The sequence below is a fragment of the Enterobacter sp. BWH64 genome, from assembly GCF_001037645.1.
Classification (GTDB): Bacteria; Pseudomonadota; Gammaproteobacteria; order Enterobacterales; family Enterobacteriaceae; genus Enterobacter; species Enterobacter hormaechei_C.
Genome location: NZ_KQ089922.1, coordinates 3779673 through 3799798, shown reverse-complemented (window position 1 = coordinate 3799798; position 20126 = coordinate 3779673). Strand labels below are relative to the sequence as shown.

Genomic DNA, 20126 nt, shown 5'->3' with positions numbered 1-20126 from the left:
CCATGCGGTCAATGAGACGATGGTAAAATAGATTATCCGGATTAATGAATAGAAAAATTTACAATAATGTAAAGATATTTATGGTTGCCCTGGCGCTAAGCCTGATTGCGATTCCTTTTTCTCGTTATATCTCTCCACGGGCCATCGTCAGCGAAAATGATGTTTATCTGGCGTGGTTGCCCTTAAGTGCCATGCTCGCCATCGTGTTGTTATTTGGACGGCGGGCAATCATTCCTTTGCTGTTAAGTTTTAGTATTACTAATATTTATAATCTTGATTTAGCACCACTACAATCTGCCGTATTATTATGTTGTCAGACGTTTACCGTCTTCGCCGCCTGTGGCGTCATCCGTCTGGTGCTGGGCAAGCGCTGGCGACACAGCATACCTAATAAGTACATTGGCATACGTATTTTCTGGCTCGGATTTATGGTGCCTGTGGGCATCAAATTATCGATGTATCTGGCGGGATATTTATTTGATTTCCCGGTGACAATCTCCTCATATTTCGGCGAAGGCTCTGCAATTTATAACGTTATCGATATTCAGAGTCTGATTTGTGCCGCCCTGATTTTCACCATGATGTTCTATTATCCGTTAAGAATGATTATTAATCCTCGCTATGCCCGAACATTCTGGCGGCGAAGCGTGAAGCCCCTCTTTTGTCACAAAAAAGCGTTATTTATCGTTGTGTGGCTGATGCTGTTGATCTCGATGATCGCTATTTTATGCGCGCCTTTTGAGTCGCAGTTTATTGCGGGTTATTTGATGCCAATCGTTTTCATTCTTTTCACCCTGGGGATTGGTCGTCTGAGCTATGCGCTCATCTCTTTATTCTGGGCGGCCTCGGCGCTCATGCTGTTGACCTATAATTATAATTTTCTTAATGGCGTTGAATCGGGCCACTCGCTCTCCTTTATCCTGTCGGTGCTAATCTCTTTCGCCATCTGCCTGCTTTACATGTCGCGGATCTATCAGAAAAGTGAATGGCTGAAACAGGGGTGGCAGGAGAGGGCGCTTACCGATCCGCTCACCGGTCTGCCTAACATTCGTGCGCTGGAAGTGTTTTTACAGCACCATCCCGAGGCCAAAGTCTGCTGCCTGCGCCTGGATAATCTCGAATTCCTGAGCCGTCACTACGGCATCCTCATGCGTGTACATTGTAAAAAGATGATAACCGCGTCGCTGCAACCGTTATTGCAAAAAGACGAGAAGCTCTTCCAGTTGCCGGGCAGTGAGCTGGTAGTGGTCTTGCTGGGTCCGGGCACGGCTGAACGTCTGCAATATATGGTTGATCATCTGAACAGCCGTAAGATTATCTGGAACAAGACTGAGCTCGACATCGAGTTTGGCGCCTCCTGGGGTGAAGTGCCGGATGGAGAAAGCCTGCATCACACGCTGGGTCAGCTGAGCTGGCTCTCCGAGCAGTCCTGTGCCGGGCACAACGTCCTGGCGTTAACCAACAGTCTGGATGATGTCTCCGGTCAGACGACGGACAGAGTGCTGATGCTGGCCCGCATAAAACGCGCCCTTGATATCGGTGGGCTTCACCTTTACGCCCAGCCAATCCATAACGCGCGTGGGGAAGGGTACTTTGAAATCCTCTCAAGGCTTGAAAGCGAGGGTGAGATCATCACGCCTGATCGCTTTATTCCGCTGATTGCTCAGTTTAACCTGAGCCACCGATTTGACCTGAACGTGGTGGAAAAATTGCTGATGTGGATGCGCAGCCATCCGTCCGAACGGGCCGGAACGCGGTTCTCCGTTAATCTGATGCCGCTGACGCTGATGCAAAATGAGATAGCGGCTGAGATCATCGCGCTTTTTGAACGCTACACCATTGCGCCGCAAGATATCGTCATTGAGATCACCGAGGAACAGGCTTTCTCTGACTCGGGAAGCAGCATCAACAATATCCAGCAGCTGCGGGATTACGGCTTCCGGATTGCTATTGATGACTTTGGTACCGGCTATGCCAACTTTGAGCGCCTGAAGCGGCTGGAGGCCGATATCATTAAGATCGATGGCTGCTTCGTGAAAGATATCTGCACCGACAGCATGGATGCGATGATCGTGCAGTCCATTTGCAACATGGCCAAAACGAAATCGCTTTGTGTGGTGGCTGAATATGTGGAATCGGCTGAACAACGCGAGATGTTGCTGCGATTCGGCGTGGACTATTTGCAGGGCTATTTGATTGGTAAACCACTGCCCCTGACGGCGCTGGAGGCATAAAAAAACCGGAAGCGAGGACTCCCGGTTTTTATTACGCGGTATGAATTACAGAACCAGTGCTGCGATAGAGGCAGACAGGACGCTCACCAGTGTTGAACCGTAAACCAGCTTCAGGCCAAAGCGAGAAACGACGTTACCTTGCTCTTCGTTCAGGCCTTTAATCGCACCAGCGATAATACCGATGGAAGAGAAGTTCGCGAAGGAGACCAGGAAGACGGACAGGATCCCTTCCGCACGAGGGGAGAGTGTGCTGGCAATCTTCTGGAGATCCATCATCGCCACGAACTCATTGGAAACCAGTTTCGTTGCCATGATACTGCCCACCTGCAACGCTTCGTGAGCGGGCACGCCCATCACCCAGGCAATCGGGTAGAAGATGTAGCCCAGAATGCCCTGGAAGGAGATACCGAGTACGGCCGCAAACAGGGCGTTCAGCGCAGCGATCAGCGCGATAAAGCCAATCAGCATCGCGGCGACGATAATTGCAACCTTGAAACCCGCCAGAATGTATTCACCCAGCATTTCGAAGAAGCTCTGTCCCTCGTGCAGGTTTGACATCTGAATGTTCTCTTCGCTGGCATCCACGCGGTACGGGTTAATCAGCGAAAGCACGATAAAGGTGCTGAACATGTTCAGAACCAGCGCCGCAACTACGTATTTTGGTTCCAGCATGGTCATATACGCGCCCACGATAGACATGGAAACGGTAGACATTGCGGTTGCCGCCATGGTGTACATGCGGTTACGGGACATCTTGCCGAGAATATCTTTATACGCAATGAAGTTCTCAGACTGACCGAGAATCAGCGAGCTGACTGCGTTAAAGGATTCCAGTTTGCCCATGCCGTTAACTTTCGATAACAGGAAGCCGATCGCACGGATAACCACCGGCAGAACGCGGATGTGCTGAAGGATACCGATCAGGGCAGAAATGAAGACGATAGGGCAGAGCACCTTCAGGAAGAAGAAGGCCAGACCCTGATCGTTCATGCTGCCAAAGACGAAGTTTGTCCCTTCGTTGGCAAATCCGAGCAGTTTTTCGAACATTTCGGAGAAGCCTTTCACGAAGCCCAGGCCTACGTTGGAGTTCAGGAAGAACCACGCAAGTAAAACTTCAATGACCAGCAGTTGGACAACATAGCGGATACGAATTTTTTTGCGGTCTGTGCTGACCAGCAATGCAAGTGCAGTAACGACAACGAGTGCCAGGACAAAATGAAGGACGCGGTCCATATTTGCTCCAAATATGAGGCAGGTTTAATTTCCGTGCACATTCTATGTAACAAGCACAAAGAAAACGAGATCAAGCCCACACTATAGTTACATCCTGTGACGAGTCTCAAAAATAGTGATCAACAATACATTTTTGTTATGTTAGGTAAATGAGTGAAAAGTTAAGTTTGTGTGCTACGCTTCACAAATGTCTGCGCATTTTCACATTCTGTGACCTTGCTCCACCTGCCTGTCTATCGTTCCTGGCTATCAGAGAAATCATGTTAACCATTACAAATGAACTTGATAATCATTCTCATTTTGATAGCATAAAACATAGCAAAGGCTATATTTCCAGAGGCAGAAATGACGAATAGTCGCGTAGAGAGTAGCAGCGGCAGAGCGGCACGCAAGCTGCGGTTCGCATTAATGGGACCGGCATTCATTGCCGCGATTGGCTACATCGATCCGGGTAATTTTGCGACCAACATTCAGGCCGGGGCCAGTTTCGGCTATAAACTGCTGTGGGTTGTGGTCTGGGCCAACCTGATGGCGATGCTGATTCAGATGCTCTCCGCGAAGCTGGGTATTGCTACCGGAAAAAACCTGGCGGAGCAAATCCGCGATCATTATCCACGTCCGGCGGTTTGGTTTTACTGGGTTCAGGCGGAAATTATCGCCATGGCCACCGATCTCGCCGAGTTTATCGGGGCGGCGATCGGCTTCAAGCTTATCCTGGGCGTCTCCCTGCTTCAGGGGGCCGTGCTGACCGGTATCGCCACTTTCCTGATTCTGATGCTCCAGCGGCGGGGACAAAAACCGCTGGAGAAAGTCATCGGCGGCCTGCTGCTGTTTGTCGCTGCCGCCTATATTGTTGAGCTGATTTTCTCCCAGCCGAATCTGGCGCAGCTGACGAAAGGGATGGTGATCCCGTCGTTACCCACTTCTGAAGCCGTTTTTCTGGCTGCCGGGGTGCTGGGGGCGACCATTATGCCGCACGTCATTTATCTGCACTCTTCATTAACCCAGAATCTGCATGGCGGGACGAGTAAAGAGCGCTACTCCGCCTCGAAATGGGATGTGACTATCGCGATGACCATTGCCGGATTTGTGAATCTGGCGATGATGGCGACCGCCGCCGCCGCGTTCCACTTTAACGGGCATACCGGGGTTGCCGATCTCGACCAGGCTTACCTGACGCTGGAGCCGTTGCTGAGTCATGCCGCTGCCACTATTTTTGGTTTAAGCCTGGTCGCTGCGGGTCTTTCATCTACGGTTGTGGGGACACTGGCCGGGCAGGTGGTGATGCAGGGGTTCGTACGTTTCCATATTCCGCTGTGGGTTCGCCGCTCGGTCACGATGCTGCCTTCCTTTGTTGTGATCCTGATGGGGCTGGATCCGACCCGCATTCTGGTGATGAGTCAGGTACTGCTAAGTTTCGGGATTGCGCTGGCGCTGGTGCCACTGCTGATCTTCACCAGTAATAAATCGCTGATGGGCGAACTGGTGAATTCGACGTGGGTGAAGCGCGCCGGGTGGGCCATTGTGGTCGTGGTGGTGGCGTTAAACTTGTGGTTGCTGATAGGCACAGCCGCAGGCCTGTAAAAGAAAAAGGAGCCGGAAGGCTCCTTTTTGTTGTTAATGGTGATGGCCGTGACCGTGGCCTCTGCCTTTTCCATGACCCCAGCCGCCACGGCGGTCGTCACGATCGTTCCAGCCTTCGCGGTAGCCGCGTTCGTAAGCCTTACGCTTATCCCAGCCACGGTGATAGCCGTTATCGTGTTTCCACCAGCGGTTTTGACGCCATTCATAATGGCGATGCCAGTAGTCACGGTCGCGCCAGTAGCCACCGTCCCAATATCTGCCGTAGTCATCACGATCGCCAATTTGTAATTTAATCGATGGCAACAGGGTGATTTCGCCCGCACTGGCGACCAGCGGGGCCGAAACCAGTAATACCGCTGCAAGAATCAGTGACCTGAACATACTCTTCTCCTTCACGATCGGGGCCGCTGTGCGACCTGTTAACGCAATTTTACGAGTTGGTAAACATTCGTTTCATCGCCTCAACTCCTAAATCAGGAACGAGAGCACTTTTTGCTAAAAGTGTTTTTAATCTGAACTGGACAGGATCGTATCTATCGTCTTCAGCTCTTCTGCCGTGAACCGACAATTCTCAAGCACGCCTGCTGCATCTTCAATTTGTCCGGTCTTGCTTGCGCCGATGAGCACGGATGTCACCGCATCGTGGCGCAGGATCCAGGCCAGTGCCATTTGCGATAGCTTTTGCCCCCGGTTTTCCGCCAGCGCATTCAGCTTGCGTACCTTTTCCAGCTTTTTGTCGGTGATCTGCTCCGGGTTAAGGAACTTACTGCCGCTTGCTGCGCGAGAATCCGCCGGGATACCGTTCAGATAGCGATCGGTCAACTGTCCGCCCGCCAGGGGGGAGAAGGGGATACATCCCACCCCTTTATGCTGCAACACGTCCAGCAACCCCTCTTCAGGCGCACGTTCAAACATGGAGTACTTCGGCTGGTGGATCAGACATGGCGTGCCCAGATCCTCCAGTATTTCAATCGCCTGCCTTGCCACTTCTGCCGGGTAGTTGGACAGACCGATGTACAGCGCCTTGCCCTGACGCACCACATGGTCAAGCGCTTTCATGGTTTCACGTAGCGGCGTTTGTGGATCCGGGCGGTGGTGATAGAAAATATCGACATACTCCAGCCCCATACGCCTGAGGCTCTGGTCCAGGCTGGCGATCAGATATTTACGTGAGCCCCAGTCGCCGTAAGGCCCGTCCCACATGGTGTAGCCCGCTTTGGTGGAGATGATTAGCTCATCGCGCCAGGGCAGGAAATCCTCCTGCAAAATGCGCCCGAAATTACGTTCGGCCGAACCAGGAGGCGGGCCGTAATTATTGGCAAGGTCAAAATGCGTAATACCCAAATCGAAAGCACGCTGTAAAAGTTGACGGCTGTTTTCGAGTAACGTCGCGTCGCCAAAATTATGCCAAAGCCCCAGCGAGATGGCGGGAAGCTTAAGGCCGCTTTGCCCACAGCGGCGATATTGCATTGTCTGATAACGATTTTTGTCAGGCTGATAACCCATTGGCGAGACCTCTGGCGCTGGAAAGAAACATCAGTGTATACGTTTACACTAACCTGAAGAAAATGAGCATAGCTCAGCTTTTTTCGTAAAGCATTCTTTCCAGACCCTGATTGTCGCCAATTCTGGACACGCTTCACGCTTATTTAATACTCAGAGTGAGGTCAACGTCAGAAGGACACTTATAATATGCGTACCCCCTATTGCGTCGCCGATTACCTGCTGGACCGACTAACAGATTGTGGTGCCGATCATCTGTTTGGTGTGCCAGGCGACTATAACCTGCAATTTCTCGATCACGTGATAGACAGCCCGGACATCTGCTGGGTGGGCTGTGCCAATGAACTGAACGCGTCTTACGCCGCAGACGGTTATGCCCGCTGTAAGGGCTTTGCCGCGCTCCTGACGACATTCGGCGTTGGGGAGTTAAGCGCCATGAACGGTGTGGCGGGCAGCTTTGCCGAACATGTTCCCGTCCTCCATATTGTGGGGGCCCCGGGTATGGCGGCGCAGCAGCGAGGAGAGTTATTGCACCATACGTTGGGCGACGGCGAGTTCCGCCATTTCTATCATATGAGCGAACCCATCACCGTTGCACAGGCGGTACTTACCGAACAAAACGCCTGCTATGAAATTGACAGAGTCCTGACCACTATGCTGCGGGAGCGCCGTCCGGGCTACCTGATGCTGCCCGCTGATGTGGCGAAAAAAGCCGCTACGCCCCCTGTAAGCGCTCTCACTGTTAACCCCGCACCGGCTGATTTAGCCTGCTTGCAGGCGTTCCGTGAGGCTGCCGAAAAGCGCTTGTCCACGAGCAAACGCACCGCGCTGTTAGCGGACTTCCTGGTACTCCGCCATGGTCTGCGCACGGCCCTTCAGACGTGGGTGAAAGAGGTGCCGATGGCACACGCCACCATGCTGATGGGCAAGGGCATTTTTGACGAACGACAGAGCGGTTTTTACGGCACCTACAGCGGATCGGCGAGCGCCGCGCCGGTCAAAGAGGCCATCGAGGGGGCTGATACGGTGCTGTGTATTGGCACGCGCTTTACCGATACGCTCACTGCCGGGTTTACCCACCAGCTGACGCCAGACCAGACGATAGAGGTTCAGCCCCACGCGTCCCGCGTCGGCGACGTCTGGTTTACGGGTATCCCGATGAGGGAGGCCATTGAAACGCTGACAGCGCTGTGTAAAACCTATGTTCGTGATACGCGAGCGCCATTGGATCACAGCGGCTTTTCGTTCCCGACTATCGAAGGGGCGCTGACTCAGGAGAGCTTCTGGCGTACCCTGCAAACGTTTATCCGCCCCGGAGACATTATTCTGGCTGACCAGGGAACGTCTGCTTTCGGCGCTATCGATCTGCGTTTACCGGCGGACGTGAACTTTATCGTCCAGCCGCTGTGGGGATCGATTGGCTACACGCTGGCGGCAGCATTTGGCGCGCAAACGGCGTGTCCGAACCGACGCGTGATTGTCCTGACGGGTGACGGCGCCGCGCAGTTGACCATTCAGGAGCTGGGATCGATGCTGCGCGACAAACAGCGCCCGATTATTCTGGTGCTTAACAACGAAGGATACACGGTGGAAAGGGCCATCCACGGGCCGGAGCAGCGCTATAACGATATTGCCCTCTGGAACTGGACGCAGATCCCGCAGGCGCTGAGCCTGGCGCCTCAGGCAGAGTGCTGGCGCGTCAGCGAAGCGGAAGCGCTGGCGGAGGTGCTGGATAAAGTGGCACACCATGAGCGGCTTTCGCTGATCGAGGTGATGCTGCCGAAAGCCGATATTCCGCCGCTGCTGAGCGCGCTGACCAAAGCGCTGGAGGCGCGCAATAACGCCTGATTACCTGTCGTTTCGCCATCCCATCAGCATCGGTTTGCCCGCCAGCAGGAGCCAGGCGGGCAACATCACGATACAGAGCAGCGGCAGAAGCGTGGTATCCGGCACGACAACGGCCGCCATAAACAGGCTCAGCCACGCATCGCGCGTGACCACCAGTACCAGCCCCAGAATGGAACAGGAGACGGTAATCGCCGCAGGGACAGCGTCAACGTGCTCATGCAGCATCAGCCCCAGCGCGACGCCAACAAATACCGCCGGGAAGATACGACCTCCCCGGAAACCACAGGCCGCAGCGACCACCAGCGCCGCCAGTTTTACCAGCGCGAACAGCAGATAATCGGAGACGCTAAAGACCTGGCTGAAGGCCAGCTGCTGCATCTCGTCCAGACCCTTAAACAGCGTAACCGTCCCGCCGATGGCGCCTAAAACGCCCAGAATAAAACCCCCCATGCCCAGAATCAGCACCGGATGCTTCAGCCTGTGCATCAGACGATGCAGGCGAGGGAGACACCACACCGCGACCATCCCCAGCGCAATGGCGATCGCGACGACGACGGCACCGCTGAAAATATCGGTGAGTTGCATCTGGCCGTAGTGGGGGATGGAGAGTGAAAAATGGGGATGGAAAAACAGGCTGGTGGTGAGGGCTCCCGCAGCGGCGGCCATTAGCGGCGCGAAGAGTTTATCCCACAGCGGTACTTCATGATCACTGCTGAGGGTTTGCGAAAAAATGAGCGCAGCCGCGACCGGAGTGCCAAACAGCGCCCCGATGGTGCCTGCTGACGCCAGGATCGTCCAGTCCAGCGCGCCAACGCGCGGAAAAAGACGCGCCCCCAGAAAGACCGCCAGCGCGATATTAACCGCCATAATGGGATGTTCAGGCCCGAGGCTTACGCCGCCCGCAAGACCGATAATCAGCGCGATAATAAGCCCCGGCAGAGCAGAGGGAGAGACAGGGGCGCCAATCAAGGGTTCCAGTGCCGGGTCCGGCCCGGCATGACCCGGGCTATAGCGGATCACCAGCCCTACGGCAATCCCGGTCAGGGTCAGCATCATCATGATCCAGCCCGGCGAGTCAATGCTGATGCCGAGTTTTACCGGAAGCGCGGTCCATAAAATCGTTTGCAGCACCGCCGCCACTTTCATGACGACGATGAGCACCAGGCTCGACGCCACGCCAATAATCAGCGCCGGGACAGCCAATAACAGCATGGTTCTGGCTCGCGGATGGAGCATGATGATTTCCTTGTACAAAACGGCTTAACGTTACTTTGCACAATCAGCATTGTGGCAATAGTGCAAAAGGTGCTGAAACGGTAAAGTTATAATGTGACGAAGATCGATAATCCATGGGCAGTCACCTTCTGGTCGTTGTTGTTATCACGCCTTGAATTTACAGTGTCCCAAAGATTTATTCTGACTTTAGCGGAGCAGTAGAAGAATGACAAAGTATGCTTTGGTAGGTGATGTAGGCGGCACCAACGCGCGCCTTGCCCTGTGCGATGTGAACAGCGGTGCAATTTCTCAGGCGAAAACCTATTCAGGGCTGGATTACCCAAGCCTGGAAGCGGTGGTTCGCGTCTATCTGGAAGAGCATAAAGTGAGCGTTGAAGACGGTTGTATCGCTATTGCCTGTCCGATCACCGGCGATTGGGTGGCGATGACCAACCACACGTGGGCCTTCTCAATTGCCGAAATGCGGAAAAACCTCGGCTTCTCGCACCTTGAAATTATCAACGACTTCACTGCGGTTTCCATGGCTATCCCAATGCTTAAACCAGAGCATCTGATTCAGTTCGGCGGTACGGCCCCGGTTGAAGGCAAACCGATTGCCGTTTACGGCGCAGGCACCGGCCTGGGGGTGGCGCACCTGGTCCACGTCGACAAACGCTGGGTCAGCCTGCCGGGCGAGGGCGGTCACGTGGATTTTGCGCCGAACAGCGAAGAAGAGGGCATTATTCTTGAGGAGCTACGCGCTGAGATTGGTCACGTGTCGGCCGAGCGGGTGCTTTCTGGCCCGGGCCTGGTGAACCTGTATCGGGCGATTGTAAAATCAGACGGTCGTCTGCCGGAAAATCTGCAACCTAAAGATGTGACCGAACGCGCGCTGGCCGACAGCTGTATTGACTGCCGCCGTGCTTTGTCGCTGTTCTGCGTCATTATGGGGCGTTTCGGCGGCAACCTGGCTCTGAACCTTGGCACCTTTGGCGGGGTCTATATTGCGGGCGGGATCGTGCCGCGCTTCCTCGATTTCTTTACCGCCTCCGGCTTCCGTGGCGGTTTCGAAGACAAAGGCCGCTTCAGGAGCTATGTCCAGGACATTCCTGTTTACCTGATTGTCCACGACAACCCAGGCTTACTGGGCTCCGGGGCGCATCTGCGTCAGGTACTGGGTCAGATCCTCTGATGCTCATTCCCCTCTCCTGCGGGAGAGGGAACGCGCTACAGGTGCATGAGCTGGCGGAACTCTTTCACTCTGCTGCGGCTTACCGGCACCTGAAAATCCAGATCCTTCAGCCGCAAAATATAGGTGTTATTAAACCAGGGTTCGATTTCGCGGATCTTGTTCAGGTTGACGCAGAACGAGCGGTGGCAGCGGAAGAAGTGAGCGGCCGGGAGTTTATTGCAGAATTCGGTGATGTTCATCGCCATGACGTAGGATTCACGCCGCGTATAGACAAACGTCATTTTTTCATGCGCTTCGGCATAGTAAATATCGTCGACAGGCGTGACGATGATCCGTTCGTCCTTCACCAGATTAATCGTGTCGTTTTCCCGCGCTACCGGGCTGGCACTGGCGGGTAATGCTTGCTGCTGCCACGCGGCTTCCAGCTTATGCAGCATGCTGATAATACGCGACTCCTGGTACGGCTTCAGAATATAGTCAAACGCCTCAAGCTCGAAGGCTTCCACGGCATGCTCTTTCCACGCGGTGACAAACACAATAAACGGCTTGTGGGCGAACTGATTGATATTTTGCGCCAGCAGGACGCCGTCCAGCGACGGAATATTAATATCGAGGAATATCGCGTCGACCCGGTTATGCTGTAAAAATTTCAGCACGTCCAGACCATCCTCAAAACAGCCAACAATCTCCATCTGGCTGTGGGTTTTGATAAGCCAGCTCAACTCCTGTTGAGCCAGAATTTCATCTTCTACGATGATGACTTTCATCTGTTACTCCGGCCTACGGCAACAAGGATATGGGGGCATTCACGGGCGTTCGCTCATTCGGAACATAAAAGGCAATTTCGGTGCCCGGCTCAAGACGGTGAATATGCAGCCCGTCACCGTACAGCAGTTTGACCCGGTGATGCACATTCAGCAGTCCGATCTTGTTGCCCGGCATTTCGTTTGATTTGACGCGCTCGATGACTTTCGGATCGATGCCGTGCCCGGTATCGCGCACGGCGATGCGCACGCGGTTACCGCTTTCCGTCACGCTAATCGTTACTACGCCTTTGCCTTTACACGGCTGAATACCGTGAACAATGGCGTTTTCCACCAGAGGCTGGATCAGCAGGCTTGGGATCACGCAGCTGACCTCTTCATCAATATCGTAAATGACCGTGAGCTTATCGCCAAAGCGTGCCTGCTCGATGGCGATGTAATCCTTGATTTGATACAGCTCTTTTTTGATGTCGATCTGCTCGTCGTCATTTAGCTCAATGTTGTAGCGCAGATAGCGCGACAGATTAAATATCAGCTGCCGCGCGGTATCCGGATTCAGACGGATGGAAGAGGAGATAGCGTTCAGCGCGTTAAACAGGAAATGGGGATTGATCTTGCTTTGCAGGGCGCGCAGCTCTGCCTTATTTGCCATCTCGCGCAGCTGCTCTGCACGCGAAACCTCAAGTTGAGTGGAGATAATCTGCGACAGGCCAATCGCCATCTCCTGGAGCGAGGAGGTGATTTGGTGCGCATGGCAGTAGTAAATTTTCAGCGTCCCCGTGACCACGCCTTTTTCCCACAGCGGGATCACCAGCATTGAGTGGATCTCTGGCGTCCGGTGGGCTTCATCATTGTTTTTAATGATGATTTTTCCGTAGTTAATCGCCTGTCTGGTGGTCGGGCTGATGGTATCGTCGCTGTCGCGATAATTGTGCTCCCCGACGCCAACGTAAGCCAGCACGTGGTCAATATTGGTGATGGCGACCGCATCGGCGTGAATATCACGGCGGATGATATCGCAAACCTGACGTAAAGATTCGGCGTTAACGTGTCGGAAAAGCGGCAGCGTCTTGTTGGCGATATCCAGCGCCAGCTTGGCCTGACGCGCGGCGCTGGCCTCTTTTTCGCCCTCCACGCTTTGCACCAGCAGCACGATAAAACCGATACAGACGCTCCCGAGGATCATAGGAATACCGATCTTCGAGACGATATCCAGCCCCAGCGCAACGGTTGGCGCCCAGACGATGACCAGGATCATGGTCAGCGTTTCGCAGACCATCCCCGCGATAATCCCTGCACGCCAGTGCTGCTTTTTCGGGATTTTGCGGTTAATCCAGCCCGAGAGCAGCCCGGCAATAATGCTGGTGATAAAGCAGGGGACTGCCGTCACGCCGCCAATATCAATCAGGTATCGATGGGTGCCGGCGATGATGCCTGTGATAATCCCTACCCAGGGACCAAAGAGGATCCCGCCCGACATGACGGCGATGATGCGCACGTTCACCAGCGAGCCTTCTACCGGCACCCCGGACCAGGTGCTGAACAGGGCAAACATCGAAAAGATAAACGTGACGGCCAGCAGCTCTTTTGGCGAATGGGCAGATTTATGCAACAGTTCGCGGAACAAGCGGATGCGGATAAGGAAAAAGAGACAGATCAGCATTAATGCCGCGCGGTCGAACACCGCCAGGAGCATATTGAAGATTTCGTGCACGGTCAGGCCTGGGAAAACGGGAAAAATCTATGATAGAAAACATAGGGCCTGATGACCAGCTATCCATCAGATTTATCAAATGGGGAAAAACCATAATTATCAAAGGGGATTGCTGGCTTTTGACTGAAAGTCGGTGCTTTTCCGTTTGGGGAGAAACGTCAGGTAACGATACTGAAAATATTGTGTTAAATCGTAGCGCTTAAAACTGCCTGTTCGCGATAAGAGTTCCGCTTTTCACTGCAATCACATTCCCGTTTTAGCGCAAAATATTGTTTTGCCGTTATCCTCTCGACAGCGTCTTTTTCTTCAGGTTATTTTCTAAGCACGCCACACGGGTGGCAGCGTCGCTCGGACGGTCCGGGCGCTAACGTGACTCTGAGGAATCTATGGCTGAATTCAGTCCTGAACGCCGTTTTACGCGTATCGATCGTCTCCCCCCTTATGTTTTCAATATCACTGCTGAACTGAAAATGGCTGCGCGTCGGCGCGGCGAAGACATTATCGATTTCAGTATGGGTAACCCTGACGGCCCAACGCCGCCGCATATCGTTGAGAAACTCTGCACGGTTGCGCAGCGTCCTGATACCCATGGGTATTCCACCTCACGCGGCATTCCACGCTTACGTCGGGCGATCTCCCGCTGGTATCAGGATCGTTATCAGGTCGATATCGATCCTGAAAGTGAAGCGATTGTGACCATTGGCTCCAAAGAGGGGCTGGCCCACCTGATGCTGGCGACGCTGGATCACGGCGATACCGTACTGGTGCCGAATCCGAGCTACCCGATTCACATCTATGGGGCGGTGATTGCCGGCGCGCAGGTGCGTTCTGTCCCGCTGGTGGAAGGCGTCGACTTCTTTAACGAGCTGGAACGGGCGATTCGTGAAAGCTATCCGAAGCCGAAAATGATGATCCTCGGTTTCCCGTCAAACCCAACGGCACAATGCGTTGAACTTGAATTCTTCGAGAAAGTGGTCGCGCTGGCTAAGCGTTACGACGTGCTGGTGGTACACGATCTCGCCTACGCCGATATCGTTTATGATGGCTGGAAAGCGCCGTCAATTATGCAGGTACCGGGTGCCCGCGATGTGGCGGTTGAGTTTTTCACCCTGTCGAAAAGCTACAACATGGCGGGCTGGCGAATTGGTTTTATGGTGGGAAACAAAACGCTGGTGAGCGCCCTGGCGCGTATTAAAAGCTACCATGACTATGGCACCTTTACGCCGTTACAGGTCGCGGCCATCGCGGCGCTGGAAGGGGATCAGCAATGCGTGCTCGATATTGCCGCTCAGTACAAACGCCGCCGTGATGTGCTGGTAAAAGGGCTTCATGAAGCAGGCTGGATGGTGGAAATGCCTAAAGCCTCTATGTACGTCTGGGCGAAAATCCCTGAGCCGTATGCGGCGATGGGCTCTCTGGAATTTGCCAAAAAACTGCTTCAGGACGCGAAGGTTTGCGTCTCTCCAGGCATTGGCTTTGGTGACTACGGTGACACGCACGTGCGTTTCGCGCTGATTGAAAACAGCGACCGTATCCGTCAGGCAGTGCGGGGCATTAAAAGCATGTTCCGCGCGGATGGCCTGCTTGCAGCGAAGAGCGTTGCGGAACAACCCGAGTCGTAACGGACAACAAAAAAAACAGGCGCCAACGGCGCCTGTTTTTTTGACTGCATTTTCTTAACTAGATCATCAGAGCAAACGTTCCGGCCCAAACTAAAACAATAACCGAAATGCCCATAAAGAAATATTTCACGTTTCATCGCTCCGCGTATCTTCCGGTACGCATTAAAAAAACAGAGTCCAACTGAGTATAGAGAGTTGAAATCATGCGAAAGGGGAAATCGGAATTATCCCGTGACGTCGCTAACTTCAGCTCTGAATTCTGTGCTTTCCTGTCGCCAGACGGCGCTAATGTACGCCTAAATTTCAGGAGTGACAAGAGGCATTTTTTTAAATAATTTCCTACACTTACGAGTGTCGTGGAACGGCGACAGTTTGATTTCGGTACGCAATAAATGCCTGTTGAGCGACGGTCGAAAAAAGCCGTTACGCACTGCGATTACAGGTGTTTGAAAAGGTTAGTTTCTTAGCGAAACTAACCTTCGAAAGGGGTCAGATATAGAGCGAGGCTTCGCCCAGGGGGCGGGTTTTAAAGCGGCGGTGCATCCACAGATACTGCTCAGGCGCACGCATAATTTCAAACTCAATCACCTTATTGATAAAGGTCGCGGCTTCACTCTCATCTTCAGGATAGTTCGCCATCTCTGGGGAGATATGCAGACGATAGCCTGACTTATCCGCTTTTCTGACCATGGTCACCGTCAACATCGCGGCGCCTGAGAGACGTGAAATCACAAAGGTACCGTTCGTCGTAGCGACATCTTTAACCGCAAAGAAAGGGGCAAAACTGCTGCCTTTAGGACCGTAGTCCTGATCCGGGGCAAACCAGACGGCTTCACCTTTTTTCAGGGCGCCAACCATACCGCGGAGATTGTTACGGCTGATCATCGCCTTATTAGAACGCATGCGGCCCCGCGTTTGTACCCATTCCATAAGCGCGCTGTTATGCGGGCGATAGGTTGCCATCATTGGCTGACAAAGACCCATAACGCGGCCGCCCAGCTCAAGCGACATAAAATGCACACCCACAACCATCACGCCGCGGTTTTGCATCTGGGCACGTTTCAGGTTATCCAGGCCTTCCATGTCAAACCATTTACGGACACGCTCGTCTGGCCAGAACCAGGCCATACCGGTTTCAAGCAGCGCCATACCGATAGATTTAAAGTTTTCCGCAATCAGCGTTTCGCGCTGCCGCGCATTGTAATGCGGAAAGCACAGTTCGAGATTTTTTCGGGCAATGGATTCACGACGCTTAAGAAAGTAACGCGATGCGCTGCCGAGCTTAGAACCCAGGAAACGGATCACGGGATATGGAAGTTGAACCAGCAGCCAAAGTACGCCAAGGCCGAACCATGTAAACCAGTAGCGCGGGTGCAAAAACGCCCGCTGAAATTTGGATTGAGACAAAATAGTGGAACCTTTGTAAAGCCTGTGAAGGTAGCGCAGACTTCGCGATACCACGTGCCATTGAGACCGTAGGACGAGGTCATGGTTGCAGGCTTTACCGTTCTTTACGACGTTGCCTGGCCATTGCTGACTTGGGTGGGCGGCATAATGTAGCACCGTTATACATTATGAGCCATCACTCGTTTTTGTTTAAAAAAGCGGCAATTGCGGAGTGGTTTGATTTTGCTATTGTTAAATCTGCGTTCCCGCATGTCTCCTGAAGGTGCAGACCATGGAAACCTACCTGCAAACGGTGAAAGAAGAGTGGGTGAAGCTGATTAATGAAACCGATCCCGATGTGCATCGGCTTGCGACTGAGCTTGCCAGAGACAACGCAACTCCCCTGGTCGCTGAATTCTATCGTGTTGTGCTGGCAGATCCATCGGCAGCTGAATTCCTGACAACCGAACAGGTGGAGAGGCAGCTTCAGGAGGCGCTTCGTCGCTGGCTTATTGATGTGCTCTCATGCCGTGTGGAGCAGGTTGAAGAGCAGATGCGGGCGCAGCAGCGCGCTGCGGATGTTCATGCCCGTATTGGTATTTCGGTTGATTTAGTTGAAATGGGCTTCCGTGTTCTGAAAAAGCTGCTGTTACCTGTCATTACTACCAGCGCCCATTCGCCTGAGGTGAAGCTGCATATTTATCACTACGCGATAAACAGTATCGATCTGGCCATGGAAGTGATGTCGCGGGCCTATGTATTTAGCGAGAACAATGCGGCGAAAGAGGACGAAAATTATCGCATCTTTTCCTTAATGGAGAACGCAGAAGAGGAGAAGGAGAGACAGACCGCGGCGCTGCTGTCATGGGAAATGGTGCTTCTGTATAAGATCACGCTTAATTCCAGTATCGGCAACAGTCTGCCGCTGGGGCAGTCTGAATTTGGACTGTGGTTTAGCCATAAAGGTCGGCACTACTTCAGCGGGATCGCTGAGGCCGGTCATATCTCTCGTCTGATTCAGGAATTCGATGACCTTTTTAACGAGGTCCGTCTTGCAGGGCAGGGTCTGAGTGATAAAGCGCAGCGGGATAAATTCTTGCAGCGAATGCGTAATACCCTCTCGCAAATCATCACGCTTTTGCGCGAACTGTTTGACGAAGTGTCGCGACACGAGGTGGGGGTTGATGTCCTGACCCGCCTGTTGAATCGCCGTTTCCTGCCAACCATCTTCAAACGCGAAATCCTGCACGCCACCCGGGCGGGAACAAAGCTCTCGACGCTGCTGATTGACGTCGACAAATTTAAACAAATCAACGATACCTGGGGGCACAATACCGGGGACGAGATCCTGCGAAAAGTCTCCGGCGCGTTCTACGACAACGTGCGAACCTGTGATTACGTTTTTCGCTACGGCGGCGATGAATTTCTGATCGTGCTAACGGAAATCTCAGAGGTGGACGCGCTGCGAATTGCCGAGCGTATCCGCAGGCGGGTGGAAAAAATCAAGGTTAACTCCCCAACCGGCGATATTATCCCGCTCTCCCTCTCGATAGGCGTTGCGATGTTCAACGGGCATCCCGATTACGAGCGATTGATTCAGGCGGCGGATGAAGCCTCATACGGCGCGAAACGGCGTGGCCGAAACTGCGTGGAGCTTTGGAAGGGGGCGTAAGGAAAGACAGAAGTGTCCCCTGCAGGAATCGAACCTGCAACTAGCCCTTAGGAGGGGCTCGTTATATCCATTTAACTAAGGGGACGAAGCGGCAAGAGTATAGCGTTATTTACACTTTTCGTTAAGCGCATTGCCGCCTGACTGGTCAAAGAGTCACCGTTCACGCCGATTTTTCAGCAGTTTTATCCTTTTTTTCCTGAGCCTTAAGCTCGGCCTTACGCTTGTTGGACATGTCGTTACGGATTTGTGCATGGCTCAACAGCGCAAAGATAAAGGTCCCGCCACAAATGTTGCCTGCGAGGGTTGGCAGGGCGAACGGCCAGAAAAAGTCACTCCAGTGGAGTGTGCCGTTAAATACCAGATAAAGGATTTCAACGGTTCCGACAACAATGTGTGTGGTATCGGCGAGTGCGATAAGCCAGGTCATCAGGATAATTACCACGATTTTCGCGCTGCCCGCTGACGGGAACATCCAGACCATAGTGGCGATGATCCAGCCGGAAATTATGGCATTAGAGAACATTTCAACCGGCGTGTTTTTCATCACATCCATGCCAATTTTCACAAATGCGTCGCGGGTCGGTTCATCAAATATTGGCATATACTCGAACGCCCAGGCGGCTATGCCCGTACCGATCAGGTTACCCAGCAGCACGACGCTCCACAGGCGCATCAGTAAACCGAAATTACCGAGGGTCGGATTTTGCATGACGGGCAGTACGGCAGTGACGGTATTCTCCGTAAATAGCTGCTGTCGCGCCATAATGACGATAATAAAGCCGAACGTGTAGCCTAAATTTTCCAGCAAAAACCCGCCCGGCACGCCTTCCAGCTGAACGTGAAATATCCCTTTGGCGAGCAGAGAGGCGCCCATCGACAGACCGGCTGCAATGGCTGACCACAGCAGGGCCATCGCGTCGCGCTCCATCTCTTTTTCCCCGTCCTGGCGAATATGCTCATGAATAGCCATGGCGCGCGACGGCAGGCGATCTTCATCGACTTCTATCTCTTCTCCCCGGTCTTTCTCCTCACTTTCAATCTCAAGCTCCTCTTTGCTTTCACCAATTTTCTCTTCGCTAATGTCTTTCATAACAGCTCCTTCGGGGTAATTGCTCATTTAAGCGTAGCGGCTTTTAGCGCTTTCCCCGTGGGGATGCTCTTAAATTGCTGAAAATGGCAATAAAGGTGAGACATCTCTTTCAAAGCCAATATAAAATTGCCAGCGAAACGAATTCTGAAAGACAGGCTATGCTGAAATTAGCGTGATGACGCGAGCGGGTCGTCATTGTCCTCGTAGACATCGGTAAGCGTGCTGTTACAATCACTTGCACGTTTCAGGCGGAGCATCACAGGCTCCGTCACAGATGGCATTCAACGATAGCCATATTGAACAGGGAGAAATTTATGAAGCTTCGGCTGTCGGCGCTTGCGCTGGGCGTAACAATGCTTGTGGGCTGCGCCAGCTCTGGCGAGCAAACGGGACGCTCCGATCCTCTCGAAGGATTTAACCGTTCAATGTACAGCTTTAACTATAATGTGCTGGATCCATATCTGGTTCGTCCGGTTGCCGTGGCATGGCGTGACTACGTTCCGCAGCCGGCGCGTAACGGGCTGAGCAACTTTACCAGTAACCTGGAAGAGCCAGCGGTTATGGTGAACTACTTCCTCCAGGGCGACCCGTATCAGGGGATGGTGCATTTCACCCGCTTCTTCCTGAACTCCCTGCTGGGTATGGGCGGCTTAATTGATGTCGCGGGCATGGCGAACCCGAAATTACAGCGTGAACAGCCGCACCGTTTCGGCAGCACGCTGGGTCACTATGGCGTAGGTTATGGTCCGTATATGCACCTGCCATTCTACGGCAGCTTTACCGTGCGTGATGATGGCGGCGACATGGTGGATACGCTGTATCCTGTGCTGTCATGGCTCACCTGGCCGCTGTCGATTGGTAAATGGACCGTGGAAGGAATTGAAACACGTGCGCAACTGCTGGATTCTGATGGTCTGCTGCGTCAGTCTTCCGATCCGTACATCATGGTCCGCGAGGCCTACTTCCAGAACCATGACTTTATTGCCAACGGCGGTAAGCTGAAGCCGGAAGATAATCCGAACGCGAAAGCCATTGAGAACGAATTAAAAGATATCGATTCGGAATAAAT

The 20126-nt window shown here is 53.2% G+C and carries 16 protein-coding genes and 1 tRNA gene; 7 read left to right on the top strand and 10 right to left on the bottom strand.

Translation table 11 applies throughout. The features are described 5' to 3' along the window. Positions 1–44 precede the first annotated feature (44 nt). Positions 45–2234, top strand: coding sequence for a sensor domain-containing phosphodiesterase (locus SK50_RS18060; protein WP_017692974.1), 2190 nt, complete (start codon positions 45–47; stop codon positions 2232–2234). A gap of 45 nt (positions 2235–2279) precedes the next feature. Here SK50_RS18060 and nupC read toward each other — a convergent pair whose 3' ends face one another. Beyond that, positions 2280–3467: a nucleoside permease NupC gene (gene nupC, locus SK50_RS18055; protein ID WP_006811440.1), complete on the bottom strand. Its 1188-nt coding sequence runs from the start codon at positions 3465–3467 to the stop codon at positions 2280–2282. A 345-nt stretch (positions 3468–3812) separates the two neighbouring features. Between nupC and SK50_RS18050 the strand changes: the two genes are divergently transcribed. Further along, complete coding sequence (locus tag SK50_RS18050) at positions 3813–5051, top strand: Nramp family divalent metal transporter (RefSeq protein ID WP_023295104.1); 1239 nt, start codon at positions 3813–3815, stop codon at positions 5049–5051. Between the two features lie 33 nt (positions 5052–5084). Here SK50_RS18050 and SK50_RS18045 read toward each other — a convergent pair whose 3' ends face one another. Both SK50_RS18045 and mgrA read right to left on the bottom strand, forming a co-directional pair. After that, complete coding sequence (locus tag SK50_RS18045) at positions 5085–5432, bottom strand: DUF2502 domain-containing protein (protein ID WP_033487398.1); 348 nt, start codon at positions 5430–5432, stop codon at positions 5085–5087. Positions 5433–5558: 126 nt separating this feature from the next. Beyond that, complete coding sequence (gene mgrA / locus SK50_RS18040; protein WP_017692976.1) at positions 5559–6557, bottom strand: L-glyceraldehyde 3-phosphate reductase; 999 nt, start codon at positions 6555–6557, stop codon at positions 5559–5561. Positions 6558–6743: 186 nt separating this feature from the next. On the opposite strand from mgrA, the gene ipdC reads away from it, so the two are divergent. Continuing rightward, positions 6744–8402: an indolepyruvate decarboxylase gene (gene ipdC / locus SK50_RS18035; protein WP_023295103.1), complete on the top strand. Its 1659-nt coding sequence runs from the start codon at positions 6744–6746 to the stop codon at positions 8400–8402. Here ipdC and SK50_RS18030 read toward each other — a convergent pair whose 3' ends face one another. Further along, positions 8403–9638 carry an ion channel protein gene (locus SK50_RS18030; RefSeq protein WP_045141727.1) on the bottom strand — a complete coding sequence of 412 codons (1236 nt, stop codon included), beginning with the start codon at positions 9636–9638 and terminating at the stop codon, positions 8403–8405. Between the two features lie 205 nt (positions 9639–9843). Between SK50_RS18030 and glk the strand changes: the two genes are divergently transcribed. Then, entirely contained in the window at positions 9844–10809 is a 966-nt protein-coding gene (gene glk, locus SK50_RS18025; RefSeq protein WP_045327736.1) for a glucokinase, read from the top strand. A 35-nt stretch (positions 10810–10844) separates the two neighbouring features. On the opposite strand, the gene SK50_RS18020 is transcribed toward glk, so the two are convergent. Then, positions 10845–11576 (bottom strand): LytR/AlgR family response regulator transcription factor, encoded by a 732-nt coding sequence (locus SK50_RS18020; protein ID WP_017383462.1) that lies wholly within the window; start codon positions 11574–11576, stop codon positions 10845–10847. A 13-nt stretch (positions 11577–11589) separates the two neighbouring features. Beyond that, positions 11590–13287 carry a sensor histidine kinase gene (locus tag SK50_RS18015; protein ID WP_032619300.1) on the bottom strand — a complete coding sequence of 566 codons (1698 nt, stop codon included), beginning with the start codon at positions 13285–13287 and terminating at the stop codon, positions 11590–11592. Between the two features lie 386 nt (positions 13288–13673). Here SK50_RS18015 and alaC point away from each other — a divergent pair, with 386 nt between their 5' ends. After that, positions 13674–14909 (top strand): alanine transaminase, encoded by a 1236-nt coding sequence (gene alaC, locus SK50_RS18010; RefSeq protein WP_017383460.1) that lies wholly within the window; start codon positions 13674–13676, stop codon positions 14907–14909. 58 nt (positions 14910–14967) lie between these two features. Here the strand turns inward: alaC and ypdK are convergent, their stop codons facing one another. Next, positions 14968–15039 (bottom strand): membrane protein YpdK, encoded by a 72-nt coding sequence (gene ypdK / locus SK50_RS23945; protein ID WP_099458937.1) that lies wholly within the window; start codon positions 15037–15039, stop codon positions 14968–14970. Between the two features lie 359 nt (positions 15040–15398). Continuing rightward, a complete protein-coding gene (lpxP, locus tag SK50_RS18000; RefSeq protein WP_181010115.1) occupies positions 15399–16319 on the bottom strand; it encodes a kdo(2)-lipid IV(A) palmitoleoyltransferase in 921 nt (306 codons plus the stop codon). Positions 16320–16587: 268 nt separating this feature from the next. On the opposite strand from lpxP, the gene SK50_RS17995 reads away from it, so the two are divergent. After that, entirely contained in the window at positions 16588–17967 is a 1380-nt protein-coding gene (locus SK50_RS17995) for a diguanylate cyclase (protein WP_048229780.1), read from the top strand. 13 nt (positions 17968–17980) lie between these two features. Here the strand turns inward: SK50_RS17995 and SK50_RS17990 are convergent. Beyond that, a tRNA-Arg gene (locus SK50_RS17990) sits at positions 17981–18052 on the bottom strand. A 75-nt stretch (positions 18053–18127) separates the two neighbouring features. Next, a complete protein-coding gene (locus SK50_RS17985) occupies positions 18128–19057 on the bottom strand; it encodes a formate/nitrite transporter family protein (RefSeq protein WP_048229778.1) in 930 nt (309 codons plus the stop codon). A gap of 314 nt (positions 19058–19371) precedes the next feature. On the opposite strand from SK50_RS17985, the gene mlaA reads away from it, so the two are divergent. After that, positions 19372–20124, top strand: a complete 753-nt coding sequence (mlaA, locus tag SK50_RS17980; RefSeq protein ID WP_045343840.1) for a phospholipid-binding lipoprotein MlaA — start codon at positions 19372–19374, stop codon at positions 20122–20124. Positions 20125–20126 lie beyond the last annotated feature (2 nt).